The sequence below is a fragment of the Modestobacter sp. SYSU DS0657 genome, from assembly GCF_054050925.1.
This window is the reverse complement of record NZ_JBJHAG010000017.1, coordinates 20,640-36,475: the sequence shown is the minus strand read 5'-3', so window position 1 is coordinate 36,475 and position 15,836 is coordinate 20,640. Positions and strand designations below refer to the sequence as shown.

13 protein-coding genes are annotated in these 15,836 nt (G+C 73.9%); 5 read left to right on the top strand and 8 right to left on the bottom strand.

Annotated elements, in window-relative coordinates:
• Positions 1-4: 4 nt before the first annotated feature.
• Together ACI79A_RS12270 and ACI79A_RS12265 are read left to right on the top strand one after the other, a co-directional pair.
• Positions 5-418 carry a VOC family protein gene (locus ACI79A_RS12270; RefSeq protein WP_457083472.1) on the top strand — a complete coding sequence of 138 codons (414 nt, stop codon included), beginning with the start codon at positions 5-7 and terminating at the stop codon, positions 416-418.
• A gap of 236 nt (positions 419-654) precedes the next feature.
• Positions 655-1,035, top strand: coding sequence for a DUF4190 domain-containing protein (locus ACI79A_RS12265; protein ID WP_457083470.1), 381 nt, complete (start codon positions 655-657; stop codon positions 1,033-1,035).
• Positions 1,036-1,191: 156 nt separating this feature from the next.
• Here the strand turns inward: ACI79A_RS12265 and ACI79A_RS12260 are convergent, their stop codons facing one another.
• Positions 1,192-4,479, bottom strand: a complete 3,288-nt coding sequence (locus ACI79A_RS12260; RefSeq protein ID WP_457083468.1) for a DEAD/DEAH box helicase — start codon at positions 4,477-4,479, stop codon at positions 1,192-1,194.
• Between the two features lie 76 nt (positions 4,480-4,555).
• On the opposite strand from ACI79A_RS12260, the gene pgm reads away from it, so the two are divergent.
• Entirely contained in the window at positions 4,556-6,190 is a 1,635-nt protein-coding gene (gene pgm / locus ACI79A_RS12255) for a phosphoglucomutase (alpha-D-glucose-1,6-bisphosphate-dependent) (protein WP_457083466.1), read from the top strand.
• 2 nt (positions 6,191-6,192) lie between these two features.
• Here pgm and ACI79A_RS12250 read toward each other — a convergent pair whose 3' ends face one another.
• The 7 genes from ACI79A_RS12250 to ACI79A_RS12220 form a co-directional block, all read right to left on the bottom strand.
• Positions 6,193-7,212: a methyl-accepting chemotaxis protein gene (locus ACI79A_RS12250; RefSeq protein WP_457083464.1), complete on the bottom strand. Its 1,020-nt coding sequence runs from the start codon at positions 7,210-7,212 to the stop codon at positions 6,193-6,195.
• A 110-nt stretch (positions 7,213-7,322) separates the two neighbouring features.
• Positions 7,323-7,883, bottom strand: a complete 561-nt coding sequence (locus tag ACI79A_RS12245) for a hypothetical protein (RefSeq protein WP_457083462.1) — start codon at positions 7,881-7,883, stop codon at positions 7,323-7,325.
• A gap of 11 nt (positions 7,884-7,894) precedes the next feature.
• Positions 7,895-8,239, bottom strand: a complete 345-nt coding sequence (locus ACI79A_RS12240; protein WP_457083460.1) for a PadR family transcriptional regulator — start codon at positions 8,237-8,239, stop codon at positions 7,895-7,897.
• Between the two features lie 109 nt (positions 8,240-8,348).
• A complete protein-coding gene (gene glpK / locus ACI79A_RS12235; RefSeq protein ID WP_457083458.1) occupies positions 8,349-9,866 on the bottom strand; it encodes a glycerol kinase GlpK in 1,518 nt (505 codons plus the stop codon).
• 49 nt (positions 9,867-9,915) lie between these two features.
• The gene (locus tag ACI79A_RS12230) at positions 9,916-10,653 is read right to left on the bottom strand and encodes an MIP/aquaporin family protein (RefSeq protein WP_457083456.1); all 738 of its coding nucleotides are present in this window, start codon (positions 10,651-10,653) and stop codon (positions 9,916-9,918) included.
• 160 nt (positions 10,654-10,813) lie between these two features.
• The gene (gene glpK / locus ACI79A_RS12225; RefSeq protein ID WP_457083454.1) at positions 10,814-12,316 is read right to left on the bottom strand and encodes a glycerol kinase GlpK; all 1,503 of its coding nucleotides are present in this window, start codon (positions 12,314-12,316) and stop codon (positions 10,814-10,816) included.
• Entirely contained in the window at positions 12,309-13,037 is a 729-nt protein-coding gene (locus tag ACI79A_RS12220) for an IclR family transcriptional regulator (RefSeq protein WP_457083452.1), read from the bottom strand. Before ACI79A_RS12220 ends, glpK (ACI79A_RS12225) begins: the two co-directional genes overlap by 8 nt.
• A gap of 158 nt (positions 13,038-13,195) precedes the next feature.
• Between ACI79A_RS12220 and ACI79A_RS12215 the strand changes: the two genes are divergently transcribed.
• Positions 13,196-14,926 (top strand): glycerol-3-phosphate dehydrogenase/oxidase, encoded by a 1,731-nt coding sequence (locus ACI79A_RS12215; protein WP_457083450.1) that lies wholly within the window; start codon positions 13,196-13,198, stop codon positions 14,924-14,926.
• Between the two features lie 269 nt (positions 14,927-15,195).
• Positions 15,196-15,822: a TetR/AcrR family transcriptional regulator gene (locus ACI79A_RS12210; RefSeq protein WP_457083448.1), complete on the top strand. Its 627-nt coding sequence runs from the start codon at positions 15,196-15,198 to the stop codon at positions 15,820-15,822.
• Positions 15,823-15,836 lie beyond the last annotated feature (14 nt).

Sequence of the window (15,836 nt, the reverse complement as noted above, 5' to 3'; positions counted from 1 at the left end):
GCGCATGACCGATACCGCTCCCCCGCCGCCCACCGTCTGGCCCGCCTTCCGCGCCCGCGACGCCCGCGCCGTCATCCGCTTCCTGGTCGACGCCCTCGGGTTCGAGGAGACCCTGGTCGTCGCCGACGGTGACCACGTGGTGCACGCCGAGCTGTCCTGGCCGCCCGGCGGCGGGGTGATGCTCGGCTCGGTGCGCGACGTGCCCGACGACCCGTGGCCCGCGCAGCCCGGCACCGCCGCCGCCTACCTGGTCACCGACGACGCCGATGCGGTGCACGCCCGCGCGCTCGCCGCCGGGGCGGAGGTCGTGCAGCAGGTGCACGACACCGACCACGGGGGCCGCGAGTTCGCCGTCCGCGACCCGGAGGGCAACCTGTGGAGCGTCGGCACCTACCGGGGTGAGCCGCGGCGCGGCTGAGCCTGACCCGCTGCTGCCACGCGGGTTGACCCGCCGGGGGTGACGTTGAGCCGCGGCACGACGCGGCTCGACGTCTGCTGGGCCGGGTTGACCCGCGCTGGCGCTGCCCCCCGCCCCGGCCGGACCCCTCCGTTGGGAGGGTCGGTGCTGTTCGTCGCCCGGATCGGCTTCTACGGTCGGTGCGTCCGACCCATGGGGGCGGCTCCCGTACGGCGGCGAACACAGGGGACGAGCAGATGAGTCAGGACGACGGCAACTGGCACCCGCGGCCGCAGGCGCAGCAGTACGGCCAGCCCTACGGCCCGCCTCAGGGGCCTCCCGGCCCGCCCTACGGTCCACCCGGTCAGCCCTACGGTCCACTCCCGTACGGGTACGGCTACCCGCCGCCGCAGCGCACCAACGGCCTGGCCATCGCGTCGATGGTGTTGGGCATCGTCTGGATCTACTGGATCGGCAGCATCCTCGCGCTCGTCTTCGGTTACGTCGCCAAGCGGCAGATCCGCGAGCGCGGGGAAGGCGGCGACGGCATGGCGACCGCGGGGATCGTGCTCGGCTGGGTCGGCATCGGCTTCCTCGCCATCCCCTTCCTGCTGGCCGTCGCTGTGCGCTGGAGCTGACTGACGACGCCTGACGCGGTCGAGCCGCGGCAGCGCTGATCGGAGCCGGCTGCTGCTCCGCGGGTTGAGCCTCCGCAGGTGACGTCGAGCCGCGGCAGGACACGGCTCAACGTCTGCTGGGCCGGGTTGACCCGCGGCACGGCAGGGTGGATCGGGTCAGCCGAACAGACCCCGGACGTCGTCGGCGGTGAGCGCACCGGAGGCGAGCGCGCCGTCGTCGACGACCCGGGAGAACAGCGCCGACTTCCGCGCCTTCAGCTCCATCACCTTCTCCTCGATGGTGCCGACCGACACCAGCCGGTAGACGATCACCGTCTTGTCCTGGCCGATGCGGTGCGCCCGGTCGACGGCCTGCGCCTCGCTCGCCGGGTTCCACCAGGGGTCGAGCACGAACACGTAGTCGGCCTCGGTGAGGGTCAGCCCGAACCCGCCGGCCTTGAGGCTGATCAGGAACACCGGCGCGCTGCCGGTGCGGAAGCCCTGGACGACGGCGTCGCGGTCGCGGGTGCGCCCGTCCAGGTACTCCCAGTCGATGCCCTCGTCGGTCAGCCGGTCGCGGACGCTGCGCAGGAACCGGGTGAACTGGCTGAACACCAGCACCCGGTGGCCCTCGGCGACCACCGCGCGCAGGTGCTCGAGGAAGGCGTCGGCCTTGCTGGAGGGGACGTCGGCGTAGGCCGGGTCGACCAGCGCCGGGTCCAGGCTCAGCTGCCGCAGCAGGGTCAGCGACCGGAAGATCGTCATCCGGTTCTTCGACATGTCCTCGACCAGGCCGAGCACCTTGATCCGCTCGCGCTGCAGGTGGGTCTGGTAGAGCTTCTCGTGCCGTGGGTTAAGCACCACCTCGAGCACCTGCTCCTGCTTGGGCGGCAGGTCGGCGGCGACCATCTCCTTGGTCCGCCGGCGCACCAGGGGGCGGATCCGGCGGCGCAGCACGGCGAGCTTTTCGGCGTCGCCGTCCCGCTCGATCGGGATGCGGTAGGCCTCGGTGAACCGCTGCGGGTCGGGGAAGAGCCCGGGCGCGACGATCGACATCAGCGCCCACAGGTCCATCACGCTGTTCTCCAGCGGCGTGCCGGTCAGCGCCAGCTTCACCGGGGCACGCAGCCGCCGGGCGCACTGGTAGGTGCGGGCCTGGTGGTTCTTCACGAACTGCGCCTCGTCGAGCACCAGCCCGCGCCACGGCAGCCCGGTCCAGGCGTCCTCGTCGATCCGGAACAGCGCGTACGAGGTGACGACGACGTGCGCGCCGGCCACCTCGGCCTGCAACGCCGTGCCCCGCTTGCGTTCGGTCTCCGACACGGTCACCACCCGCAGGCCCGGGGCGAACCGCGCCGCCTCACGGGCCCAGGTGGGCACCACGCTGGTCGGCGCCACCACCAGCACCGGCGCGTCATCGAGGTCGCCGGTCTCGTGCGCGCGGACCAGCAGCGCCAGGGTCTGCAGGGTCTTGCCCAGCCCCATGTCGTCGGCGAGCACCCCGCCCAGCCGGTGGTCCCAGAGGAACGCCAGCCAGCCGTAGCCCTCCCGCTGGTACGGGCGGAGCTCGGCGGCCAGCCCGGCCGGGACGGGCGGTGGTTCGGCGTGCTCGAGGTCGAGCAGCCCGCGCACCTCGCGGGTCCAGCGCTCGCTCTGCTCCTCGATCACCCCGAGCCCGAGCAGCTGCTCCCAGAGCCCGGCCTGGAAGCGGCTGACCTTCACGCCGTCGCCCGGCACGTCCTGCAGCGCGCGGGCCTCCTCGATGAGCAGCCGCAACTGCTCGAACTCCGGCCGCTGCAGGGAGAAGTAGGTGCCGCTGAGCAGCACCAGCCGGGTGCGCCCCGCGGCGAGGGCCTTGTACAGCGTCTCGAAGGGCACGCTCTGGCCGTCGACGCTCACCGAGACGCCCAGGTCGAACCAGTCGGACTCCCGGCTGTCGCGGGTGGTGAAGCTGATCTGCGGCGCCGCGGTGTTCGGCCGGTAGTCGGGCGGGCTGCCGACCAGCGTGACGTCGACGTCGGGCGCGGCCTGCAGCGCGGGCAGCACCTCGGTGGTGAACTCCAGCGCCTCCACCCCGGCCAGCTCCACCGCATCGGCCAGCCGGCGCCCCGGCGTCCACAGCTCGGGAAGCCCGGCGACCGGTTCGGGCAGCTCGTCCAGCAGCCGCTGCTCGGCCACCGGGTCGCGCCCGGAGCCCGGCACGGCGGCCTCCTCGCCGGTGGGCAGCGGGAAAGCGCGGTCGGCGCCGTAGCGGACCGTCCAGGCCACGCAGACCGTCGCGTCCCCGGGGTAGCGGACCTCGACGGCCAGCCGCGGCCGGGGCACCTCCGGCAGGGCGACCGAGCCGTCGCCGGAGATGACCGGCACCGCCTGCCGCAGCCCGGGGTACCAGTCGCGGAGGAAGCGGTCGACGTCGCCGGGCGGGATGTCGATCCCACCGCCGCGGGCCACCAGCCCGGCCAGCACGGGCGGCACCGGCCGGTCCAGGCGGGCCAGCACCAGCCCGGGGACGTCGCCGTCGGTGCCGACGGGGCCCTCCACCGACACCCCGTGCGGGGGCATCCCGAGGAAGGACAGCCGGCCGGGGTCGGCCGTGCGGCCGTCGACCTGCAGCACGGCGGACAGCTCGGCGCGCTCGCCGTCCCGGCGCAGGTCGACGGCGACGTCCGCCGGCTCCCGCGCCAGCACCACCGGCCGGGCCGCCCGGTCGGCGGTGACCAGCGGGACGCCGTCGGCCACGGCCTCGGCGAGCAGCCGCCACAGGCCGGGGCCGAACTCGTGCAGGTACACGTCGGCCGGGGCGTACGACCAGTACTGGTTGCGGGCGGCCTGGTGGGTGGCGTGCAGCGCGCGCATGGCGGCGAGGTGCGCCGGGTTCCACGAGGCCTGGGCGCTGTCGTACTGCAGCTGCCGCCACGAGACGCCGCTGCGCACCCACTGGCCGCGCTTGCCGGGCACCACCGGCCGCAGCCGGATCAGCCGCTGCCGGGTGCCCGGTGCGGCGACCGAGGCACGCCCCCGGCCGGGTTCGGGCTCGACCAGCTCGAACTGCAGCCCGATCGGCACGGTGGCCGGCGCCGGTCGGCCGGCGGCGCTCACCAGCTCGGTGAGCTCCTGCTCCCAGGTGCGCGCGGCCGGGCGCCCCGGGCGCGGTCCGCCCGACGCGCGCTGGATGTCCGGACGCAGGTGCAGCAGCACGGCCACCGCGTGCTTGCAGTCGTCACCCACGGGGCACGTGCAGGCCGCGGCCCAGCCCACCCGGCCGCCCTCGGTGCGCACCACCGTCGTCCGGTAGGGCTCCGGCGCCCCGCCCTGGACCAGCCCGGTCAGCCGGCGGGCGTCCTCGGCCACCCGGACGTCGAGCACGCTCCGGGCGGCGTAGGGCCGCGCCCGGTCGAGCACGTGCTGCCCGACCGCATCGATCAAGGCCGCATCGGTGACCATCTCCCGCCAGTCCCCGAGCACCCGACCAGGCTACGACCGGCCACCGACAGGGCGGTCCCGGTCGCGGGCAGGTGGGGATCCGGGTCAAGATCAGGCCATGTCCTCCGACCGCGCCGGTCAGCCGGCCCAGCCCAGCGACCTGGTCGACGTCCCCCACCTGGTCACCGCCTACTACACGGTCGAGCCCGACCCGGCCGACGTCGCCCAGCAGGTCACGTTCGGCACCTCGGGTCACCGCGGCTCCTCGCTGGACGGCGCGTTCAACGAGGCGCACATCCTGGCCACCACCCAGGCCATCTGCGAGTACCGCGCCCAGCAGGGGTTCGACGGCCCGCTGTTCATCGGCCGCGACACCCACGGGTTGAGTGAGCCGGCCTGGGTCAGCGCGCTCGAGGTCCTCGCCGCGAACGACGTCCCCGTGCTGGTCGACTCCCGGGACGGCTACACCCCCACCCCGGCGGTCAGCCACGCGATCCTCACCGCCAACCGGGGGAAGACCAGCGGGCTCGCGGACGGCATCGTGGTCACCCCCTCGCACAACCCGCCCCGGGACGGCGGCTTCAAGTACAACCCGCCCTCGGGTGGCCCGGCCGACACCGATGCGACCGGCTGGATCGCCAAGCGGGCCAACGAGCTGCTGGCCAACGGCCTGGACGGCGTCCGGCGCATCCCGTTCGCCCGGGCCCGCGCCGCGGCGCAGCCCTACGACTTCCTCGGCAGCTACGTCGACGACCTGCCGAACGTCCTGGACCTGGCCGCGGTGAAGGACGCCGGCGTCCGGATCGGCGCGGACCCGCTGGGCGGCGCCAGCGTGCACTACTGGGGGGAGATCGCCGAGCGGCACGGGCTGGACCTCACCGTGGTCAACCCGCTGGTCGACGCCACCTGGCGGTTCATGACGCTGGACTGGGACGGCAAGATCCGGATGGACTGCTCCTCGCCGTCCGCGATGGCCTCGCTGATCGGGGCGAAGGACGAGTACCAGATCGCCACCGGCAACGACGCCGACGCCGACCGGCACGGCATCGTCACCCCCGACGGCGGGCTGATGAACCCCAACCACTTCCTGGCCGTGGCGATCTCCTACCTGTTCAGCCACCGGCCGGAGTGGGGAGCGCAGACCGCGGTGGGCAAGACGCTGGTGTCGTCGTCCCTCATCGACCGGGTCGTCGCCGACCTGGGCCGGCGGCTGGTCGAGGTGCCGGTCGGGTTCAAGTGGTTCGTGCCCGGCCTGCTCGACGGGTCGGTCGGGTTCGGCGGGGAGGAGTCCGCGGGCGCGTCCTTCCTCCGCCGGGACGGCGGGGTGTGGACGACGGACAAGGACGGCATCCTGCTCGCCCTGTTGGCCTCGGAGATCCAGGCGGTCACCGGCAGCTCGCCCTCGCAGCTGCATGCGTCACTGACGGAACGGTTCGGGGAGTCTGCCTACGCCCGGGTCGACGCCGCCGCCACCCGGGAGGAGAAGGCGAAGCTCGGCAAGCTCTCCCCCGAGGCGGTCACCGCCACCGAGCTGGCCGGTGAGCCGATCACGGCGAAGCTCACGAAGGCCCCGGGCAACGACGCCGCGATCGGCGGGCTGAAGGTCACCACCGAGAACGCCTGGTTCGCCGCGCGCCCCTCGGGCACCGAGGACGTCTACAAGGTCTACGCGGAGTCGTTCAAGGGCGCCGACCACCTCGCCCAGGTGCAGCAGGAGGCCAAGGCCGTCGTCTCGGCTGCCCTGGCCGGCTGAGATCACCGCTCCTGGATCAGCACGCCGTACCAGCCGAGGCCGGCGTAGGTCTCGTAGCCGGGAGTGCGGGCGAAGCCGATGGTGCGCTCGCCGTCGGTGTACGAGCCGCTGGCCGCACCCTGGGTCTGCAGCTCCACCCGCTCGGTGAGCACGCCCTGCTCGTCGGAGGCGGCGAGCACCCGGCCGTCGGCGTCCAGCAGGAGCGCGCGGGTGCGGGCGCGCTCGTCGTCGGCCAGGCGGAGCCCGTCGAGGATGGCCTGGGTCTGCGGGGCCCAGTCGAAGAAGACGCCCAGCGCCCCGATCACCTCGCCGTCGGTCTCGCCGTCGCGGCGCACCGCGGTCGCGTAGGTGGCGACCGCGGAGCCCAGTGCCGCGGAGGCGGTGACGTCCTCGACGGCGTAGGCGTCACCGTCGGCGGTGGCGAGCGCGTCGCGGAACCACTGCTGGCCGCTGACGTCGCTGCCCACCACCCCCGGCCAGCGCTGCGGCGCGGCGTTGGCCAGCACCCGCCCGGACAGGTCGGCGATCCACAGGTCGAGGTAGACGGTGTAGTTGCGCAGGATGACGCCCAGTCGCCGGGTGGCGGTCGCGGCGGCCGGGCCGTGCGGGTCGCCCTCGGAGGCCGCGTCGACGACCGCGGCGTCGGTGGCCCACCACCGGACGTCGCAGGTGCGCTCGTAGAGGTTGCGGTCGACCAGCTCGATGGCGTTGAGCGCCAGGTCGGCCAGCCGCTGTCCGCGGACCTGGGTGACCAGCCGCGCGCCCAGTTCGTGCAGCTCGGCGACGGTGGGCCCGAGCTCCGCGGACAGCCCGGTGCTGATCCCCGCGGCCTGCTCGGCGATCTGCTTGACCTCCTCGGCGACCACGGCGAAGCCGCGGCCGGCGTCCCCGGCCCGTGCCGCCTCGACCAGCGCGTTGAGCGCGAGCATCCGGGTGGTCCGGGCGATCGTGTCCAGGTCGCGCAACCGGGCGGCGGACTGCTCCTGCACCCGCCCGGCCAGCTCGACGACTCTCTCCGGCACCTGACGACCTCGTTCCCGACGACTGCTCCCGCTCCCGCATTGATCGACCCGGCGGGGAGGTTGTGCAGGCGACGGACGTGACGTTCAGGTCAACAAGACCGCACGCCGCCTCAGCGCATGAGCAGGCCGGCGGCGAGCGTGCCCAGCAGGAGGGTCAGCGGGGTGCCGACCAGCACGACCACGGCCCACCTCGGCAGCGGGACCATGTCGGCGCCGGTGCGCGGATCGGTGACCCGGTCGCCCGAGGTGCGGACGGTGCGCACGATCCGGGCGACGCAGAGAGCCAGCACCAGGGCGGCGGTCGCGCAGACGGCCCAGGCGGGCAGCCCGAGCAGCGACGTCTCCCCGGCGCCGAGGGCCCAGAGCGCGTCGGAGAGCAGGAAGGCGCTGACCCCGATGACCATCGCCGTCGCCCAGTCGCGCCACGACACCCCGCGCACCGCGTCGCGCCAGCCCTGGCTCGGCGGGGCGCCGATCGCGTCGGCGATCCGGTCGGCGTACTCCCTGGCCGGGCCGAAGGCATCCCGCGGGTGCTCACCGGTCTCGGCGACGTGGCTCTCCACCTCGGCGAGCACCTCGCCGATCCGGGCGCCCGGGACGTCGCGCGTCCGCAGCCGCGTCAGCAGGTCGCCGGTCCAGCCCTGCTCGGTGTCGTTCGAGACCTTTCCCATGACGGGGCTCCTCACGCGGGGACGGACGGGGACGACAGCAGGCCGGCGGCCCGCTCGGTGAAGACGCGCCACTGCTCGGACCGCTGCCGCAGCGACTCGACACCGGCCCCGGTCACGGTGAACACCTTGCGGCCCGGGCCGCCGTCCCCGGCCTCCCAGGCCGCGGTCACCAGCCCCTCGGTCTCCAGACGGGTGAGGATCGGGTAGAGCGTGCCGCCTTTGACGGCGCCCAGGCCGGCCTCGGCCAGCCGACCGGCGATCGCGTAGCCGTGGCTGGGGCCGTCGGCGACGACCCGCAGCACGCACAGCGACAGCACGCCGCGCATCCACTCGCCGGGCCACCGCTCGTCGCTCACGGAGTGGACAGTACGACTGACTAGTCAGTCGCACAAGCTACTCGGCCGCGGCCCCGCTGCCGGGTCCCGCCGCGGGCCTGCGAGCGGGTGGGGGCAGCGGGGTCCTTCCTCAGTCGACGTCCTCGTCCACCCAGTCCAGCGACTTGGTGACGGCCTTCTGCCAGTTGCGGTAGTTCCGCTCCCGCTCGTCCTCGGGCATCTGCGGCTCCCAGCGCTTGTCCTCGGCCCACTTGGCGGTGAGCTCGTCGAGGTCGGACCAGAACCCCACCGCCAGTCCGGCCGCGTAGGCGGCGCCCAGCGCCGTCGTCTCGGCGATCTTCGGCCGGATCACCGGCACGCCGAGCAGGTCGGCCTGGAACTGCATGAGCAGTTCGTTGCCGACCATCCCGCCGTCCACCCGGAGCTCGGTGAGGTCGACCCCGGAGTCGGCGTTCATCGCGTCCAGCACCTCGCGGGTCTGGTAGGCGGTGGCCTCCAGGACGGCGCGGGCCAGGTGGCCCTTGTTGACGAACCGGGTGAGCCCGACGACGGCGCCCCGCGCGTCGGAGCGCCAGTGCGGGGCGAACAGGCCGGAGAACGCGGGCACGAAGTAGGCGCCGCCGTTGTCGTCGACCGAGCGGGCCAGGTCCTCGATCTCCGGCGCGTTCCTGATCATGCCCAGGTTGTCCCGGAGCCACTGCACGAGCGAGCCGGTGACCGCGATCGAGCCCTCCAGGGCGTAGACCGGCTTGGCGTCGCCGAGCTGGTAGCACAGCGTGGTCAGCAGGCCGTTCTCCGAGGGGACGGCCTCCTCGCCGGTGTTGAGCAGCATGAAGTTGCCGGTGCCGTAGGTGTTCTTGGCCATGCCCTTGCTGAAGCAGACCTGGCCGAACGTCGCTGCCTGCTGGTCACCGAGCGAGCCGGCGATCGGCACCCCGGCCAGGAACCCGGCCTTGCGGCCCCGGCCGTACTCCTCCGAGTTCGACCGGATCTCCGGGAGCATGGACATCGGGATGCCCATCTCCTCGGCGATGTCGGCGTCCCAGGCCAGCTTCCGGTAGTCCATCAGCATGGTGCGCGAGGCGTTCGAGACGTCGGTGAGGTGCAGGCCGCCGTCGGCTCCACCGGTCATGTTCCAGATCAGCCAGGAGTCGATGGTGCCCATCAGCAGGTCACCGCGCTCGGCGCGCTCCCGGGCCCCGTCGACGTTGTCCAGGATCCAGCGGACCTTGGGGCCGGCGAAGTAGGTCGCCAGCGGCAGGCCGACGGTGTCCTTGTAGCGGTCGGCGCCGCCGCCCAGCGCGCCGAGCTCGTCGCAGATCTTCCCGGTGCGGGTGTCCTGCCAGACGATGGCGTTGTGGACCGGCCTGCCGGTGGTCCGGTCCCAGACCACCGCGGTCTCGCGCTGGTTGGTGATGCCCACCGCGACGATGTCGGAGGCGCTGGCGTCGCTGCGGGCGATGGCCTGGGCCACCACCTCGCGGGTGTTGCCCCAGATCTCCATCGCGTCGTGCTCGACCCACCCGGCGCGCGGGAAGATCTGCTGGTGCTCCTTCTGGCCGACGGACACCACCGCGCCGTCGTGGTCGAACAGCATGCAGCGCGTGCTGGTGGTGCCCTGGTCGATGGCGGCCACGTACTGGGCCATGGGGTTCCTCCTGCGGACGGGGGCCGGCAGCCGGCCCGATGGGTCGGGGTCAGAGGTTGACGTGGGAGAGCCCGCCGGCGATGACGGCGCCGATGAGCGGGCCGACGATCGGCACCCAGGCGTAGCCCCAGTTGCTGTCGCCCTTGCCGCGGATGGGCAGGACGGCGTGCGCGAGGCGCGGCCCGAGGTCGCGGGCGGGGTTGATGGCGTAGCCGGTCGGGCCGCCGAGCGAGGCGCCGATGCCGACGACCAGCAGCGCGACGGCCAGCGGGCCGAGCTGCGTGGGGGTGTCCCCGAACCGCAGGATGATGTAGACGAGGACGAAGGTGCCGACCACCTCGGTGACCACGTTGTCCTTGACCGTGCCGATGGCCGGGCCGGTGGCGAAGGTGCCCAGCTGGGTGCCGGCCGCTTCCGGGTCGTTGTAGTGCCCGTAGTAGGCCAGGTACGCCACGACTGCACCGATGAAGGCGCCGACCAGCTGCCCGGCGAAGTACGTCAACGTGCTCGCGACGCTGACCTCGATGCCAGGCGCGTACGTGTCGGTCCCGCTGACCAGCAGCCCGACGGTGACGGCCGGGTTGATGTGCGCCCCCGAGGTCGCCCCGGCGAAGACGCCGGCGAAGACGGCGAGCCCCCAGCCGAAGATGATGACGATCCAGCCGCTGCCGTTGCCGAGGGTCTTGGGCAGCACGACGTTGGCGACCACGCCGACGCCGAGCAGGATCAGGACCCCGGTGCCGAGTACTTCACTGCCGAAGACGGTCCAGAGACCGACGGTGTCCACGAGTAGGCGCTCCTTCCGACGGGTCCGCGGCTCTGCGGACCGGGGTGGTACAGGTCGGACCTGTGGCGGTGGTCACCCCGGGTCGTCCCGTGCCAGGACCGTAGGGAGCGGGCTGTGAGCCGGACAACACGTCGGGTCCGACATCATCGGACAAGCTGGGTCAGGGAGCCCCCCAGGCGATGCTGAGCTCCACCGCCCGCTCCCAGCGGGGGTACTCCGCGGTGAGCGCGACCGCGCGCGCCGGTGACGGCGTCCACTGCGCCGACCGGTGCCAGTTCCGGCGCAGCGCCTCGACGTCCGACCACACCCCGACGGCCAGCCCGGCGGCGTACGCGGCCCCCAGCGACACCGTCTCCCCCACCATCGGGCGCACGACCGGGGTGTCCAGCGCGTCGGCGACGAACTGCATGAGCAGGTTGTTGGTGGTCATGCCGCCGTCCACCCGCAGGGCCGGCAGGCAGAGCCCGGAGTCGGCGGCCATCGCCTGGACGACGTCGCGGGTCTGCCAGCCGGTGGCCTCCAGCACCGCCCGGGCCAGATGCCCCTTGGTGACGTAGGAGGTCAGCCCGGCGACCAGGCCGCGGGCCTCACCCCGCCAGTGCGGGGCGAGCAGGCCGGAGAACGCCGGGACGACGTAGCAGCCGCCGTTGTCCGTCACCGTGCGGGCCAGCGTCTCCACCTCCGCGGCCGAGCCGATCAGGCCCAGCCCGTCGCGCAGCCACTGCACCAGCGCCCCGGCGACGGCGACCGAGCCCTCCAGCGCGTAGCGCACCGGCTCGCCGGCCAGCTGGTAGGCGACCGTGCTGATCGAGCCCGACCGGGTGCGCACCAGCTCCGTGCCGGTGTTCTGCAGCAGGAAGCTGCCGGTGCCGTAGGTGCACTTGGCCTCGCCGGGGGCGAAGCAGGCCTGGCCGAACAGCGCCGCCTGCTGGTCGCCGAGCGCGCCGGCGATCGGCAGCGCCGGCGACAGCGCGGTGGCGTGCCCGAGGACGCCGACCGACGGGCGGATCTCGGGCAGCATCGCCGCGGGGATGCCGAAGAAGGCCAGCAGGTCGCGGTCCCAGCGGCAGCTGCGCACGTCCATCAGGAGCGTGCGGCTGGCGTTGGTCACGTCGGTGACGTGCACCCCGCCGTCCGGGCCCCCGGTGAGGTTCCAGATCAGCCAGGTCTCCATCGTGCCGAACAGCAGCTCGCCCCGCTCGGCGCGCTCGCGGGCCCGCGGCACGTGGTCGAGGATCCAGCGCAGCCGCGGGCCGGAGAAGTAGCCGGCGATCGCGATCCCGCTGCGCTCGGCGACCAGACCGGCGTCGGTACGGGCGGCGAGCTCGGCGACCAGGTCCGCCGTGCGGGTGTCCTGCCAGACCAGCGCCCGGGTGATCGGCCGGCCGGTGGCCCGGTCCCAGACGACGGTGGTCTCGCGCTGGTTGGCGATCCCCAGCGCGACGACCTCGCCGCCGCCGGGGAGGTCGGCGAGCACCTGGGCGGCGGTGCGCCGGGTGTTCGCCCAGATCTCCATCGGGTCGTGCTCGACCCAGCCCGGGCGGGGGAAGTACTGGCGGTGCTCCCGCTGGCGGACGGCGACCATCCGGCCACCCCGGTCGAAGACCAGCGAACGGGTGGACGTCGTCCCCTGATCGACGGCGAGCACGTACCGCTCAGGCACCGCCGCCCCCCAATTCCCGGGACACGCCGGCCGCGGCGTCGGTGACCATGCCGACGAGCGGGGCGCGCGGGGCACCCCGGCCGTCGAACAGCGAGCCCACCGGCCCGTTGATGCCGAGTGCGGCGACGACCAGGCCGCCGGAGGCGCGCACCGGGGCGGCGATGCAGCCGCGCCCGGGCTGGTGCTCCCCGCGCTCGACGGCCCACCCCCGGGCCCGGACCTCGGCCAGGTCGGCCGCGACCGCCCCGGCGCCGGGGCGGCCGGGGCGGCGCCGGGGAGCGGAGGCCAGCAGCACCCGGCCGAGCGCCGTGGAGTGGGCCGGCAGCGTGCTGCCGACCTCGAGGACCTGCGCGGAGTCGTCGGGCCGGAACACGTGGTGGACGACGACGACCTCGTCGTCCCCGGCCAGCGTGACCAGCCGCACCGCCTGCCCGCTGCGGGCGGCCAGTGCGTCGGCCCAGTTCGAGGAGCGGGCGCGCAGCTCGTTGGCGTCCAGGTGGCTGCCCAGCTGCAGCAGGCCCGCGCCCACGGCGTAGTGGCCGGTCGCCCGGTCCTGCTCGACGAAGCCGACGTGCAGGAGGGTGCGCAGCAGGCTGTGCGCGGTGGTCTTGGCCAGCCCGACCGCCTCGGCGATGTCGGTGACGCCCAGCGTGCCGCCGGAGGTCGCCACGACCTGCAGGATGGCGGCTGCCCGCTCGATCGACTGCACGGTGCCCGGCACGGCGCCCGACGCTAGGGCATCCGGGGTCGGGATGGTGATCCCTGCCACGCGGGCTGTCCGACGATGTCAGACGGCGGGCGTCGACGGCCCTCCCGGCGCCGACCTACCGTGGGTGCATCGTGCGCCGTCGTCGCGACGGCCCGTACCGAGGAGTTCGCATGACGGCAGTACGCCCGCTCGGTCCCCAGCAGCGCGCCCAGGCGTGGGAGGAGCTGGTGAAGGCCGAGTTCGAGGTCCTCGTCATCGGCGGCGGGGTCACCGGCGCGGGCGTCGCGCTCGACGCCGCCACCCGCGGGCTGCGGACGGCGCTGGTCGAGGCCCGCGACTTCGCCAGCGGCACCTCCTCCCGCTCGTCCAAGCTGTTCCACGGCGGGCTGCGCTACCTGGAGCAGCTCGACTTCGGGCTGGTGCGCGAGGCGCTGCACGAACGCGACCTGTCGGTCAACCGGATCGCCCCGCACCTGGTCAAGCCGGTGCCCTTCCTCTACCCGCTCACCCGCCGTGGCTGGGAGCGGCCCTACGTCACCGCCGGCCTGGCGCTCTACGACGGGCTGGCCCGGCTGGGCGCGCTCTCCGAGCCGATGCCCGGGCAGAAGCACCTGACCCGCACCGGGGCCCGCCGGCTGTTCCCGGCGCTCAAGCCGGACGCGCTGGTCGGCGCCGTCCGCTACTTCGACGCCCAGGCCGACGACGCCCGGCACACCCTGACCGTGGCGCTCACCGCCGCCGCCTACGGCGCGACCGTGCTGAACTCGGCCGAGGTCGTCTCCTTCCTGCACGCCGGTGGCCGGGTGGTCGGCGCCCGGGTCCGCGACGTGGAGACCGGCCAGGAGGTCGAGGTCCGCAGCGAGGTGGTCGTGAACGCCACCGGGGTGTGGACCGACGACGTGCAGACCATGGTCGGCGGCCGCGGCCGGTTCCACGTGCGCGCCAGCAAGGGCGTGCACATCGTCGTCCCCCGGGACCGGATCAACGGTGAGACCGGGTTGATCCTGCGCACCGAGAAGTCGGTGCTGTTCGTCATCCCGTGGGGCAGCCACTGGATCGTGGGGACGACGGACACCGACTGGGCGCTGGACAAGGCGCACCCGGCCGCCAGCCGGGCCGACATCGACTACATCCTCGAGCACGTCAACGAGGTGCTGTCGGTGCCGCTGACCCACGACGACATCACCGGGGTGTACGCCGGGCTGCGCCCGCTGCTGTCCGGGGAGAGCGAGTCGACCAGCCAGCTCTCCCGGGAGCACGCCGTCGCCCGCCCGATGCCCGGCGTGATCGCCGTGGCCGGCGGCAAGTACACGACCTACCGGCCGATGGCCGCCGACGCCGTGGACGCGGTCGCCGAGGACGTCACCCGGCGGGTGCCGCCGAGCGTCACCGAGAACATCCCGCTGGTCGGTGCCGAGGGTTACGTGGCGATGGTCAACTCCCTCGACGGCCTCTCCGACCGCTGGGGGATCCCGCGTTTCCGCGCCGAGCACCTGCTCAACCGGTTCGGCTCGCTCACCCCGCAGCTGCTGGCGCTGGCCGCCGACCGGCCCGAGCTGCTGGAACCGGTGCCCGGTGCCGAGGAGTACCTGATGGTCGAGATGGTCTGGGCCGTCGAGCACGAGGCCGCGCTCCACCTGGACGACCTGCTGGCCCGCCGCACCCGGATCTCCATCGAGACCGCGCACCGCGGCGTGGAGTCGGCCGAGCCGGTGGCCCGCGCGGTCGCCGCGTCGCTGGGCTGGGACGAGCAGCGGATCACCGCCGAGGTGGAGGGTTACGCGGCCCGGGTGGAGGCCGAGCGTCGCTCGCAGGCCGCCCCCGACGACCAGGCAGCCGATGCCGCCCGGATCGCCGCCCCGGACACCCGCGCCGTCCTGGTCGGCCGCACTCCCGACTGACCGCCCGGGATCAGGGCAGCTGATCGTGGGTGCTCCTGGCTCACGGTGCGGCGTGAGCCAGGAGCACCGGGGCTGAGCCAGGACGGCGATCAGCCGCGCGGCAGCGGACGGATCCTGTAACGAGCGGCGACGCCGACCCGGACAGCGGCTCACGCTGAGCCGGTACGTGCCCTGCCGGGCCCGGGGACGGTGCGCGCACCAGGGAGCAGTGCACGTCACACCCGTCTCGAGTTCTGGATACAGCGCCGTATCCAATACAGTCCTGCATCGTGACGGCGACCGATCTGCAGCGGCCCAAGCGCCGCCGCGAGGCGACCGTCGAACGGCTGCTGGACGCCGCCCTGGACACCTTCGCCGAGCGGGGCTTCGCCGCGGCCAGCGTGGAGGACATCTGCAGCCGCGGTGGATTCACCCGTGGCGCCTTCTACTCCAGCTTCCGCACCAAGGACGAGCTGTTCGAGGCGTTGATGACCCGCGAGGTCGAGCGCGACCTCGCCCGGGTCGCCGAGCTCCTCACCGGCCTCGCCGACGAGCCCGACCCGCTGGCCGCCGCCGTCGACCGGGTGCTGGGTGCCTTCCGGTGCGACCGCACCTGGGCGCTGGTGGTCACCGAGTACACCCTGCACGCCGCCCGCCACCCCGAGGCCGCCGAGGTGCTGCGCCGGCACGACGAGCAGGTCGGCGGCCGGCTGGCCGCGCTGGTCGACCGGACGGCCGCCGAGGCGGGGCTGACCTTCACCCTGCCGGCCGCCGACCTCATCGGGGCGGCCACCGCGCTGCTCAGCGGGCTCACCGTCATGTCGCTCACCGCCGAGAGCGACCTCGAGCCGCTGCGCCGCACCGCCCTGCTCACGCTCGTCCGCGGGGCGGTCGCACCGGCCCCGTCGTCCCGCTGATCCTCCCGCCGCAG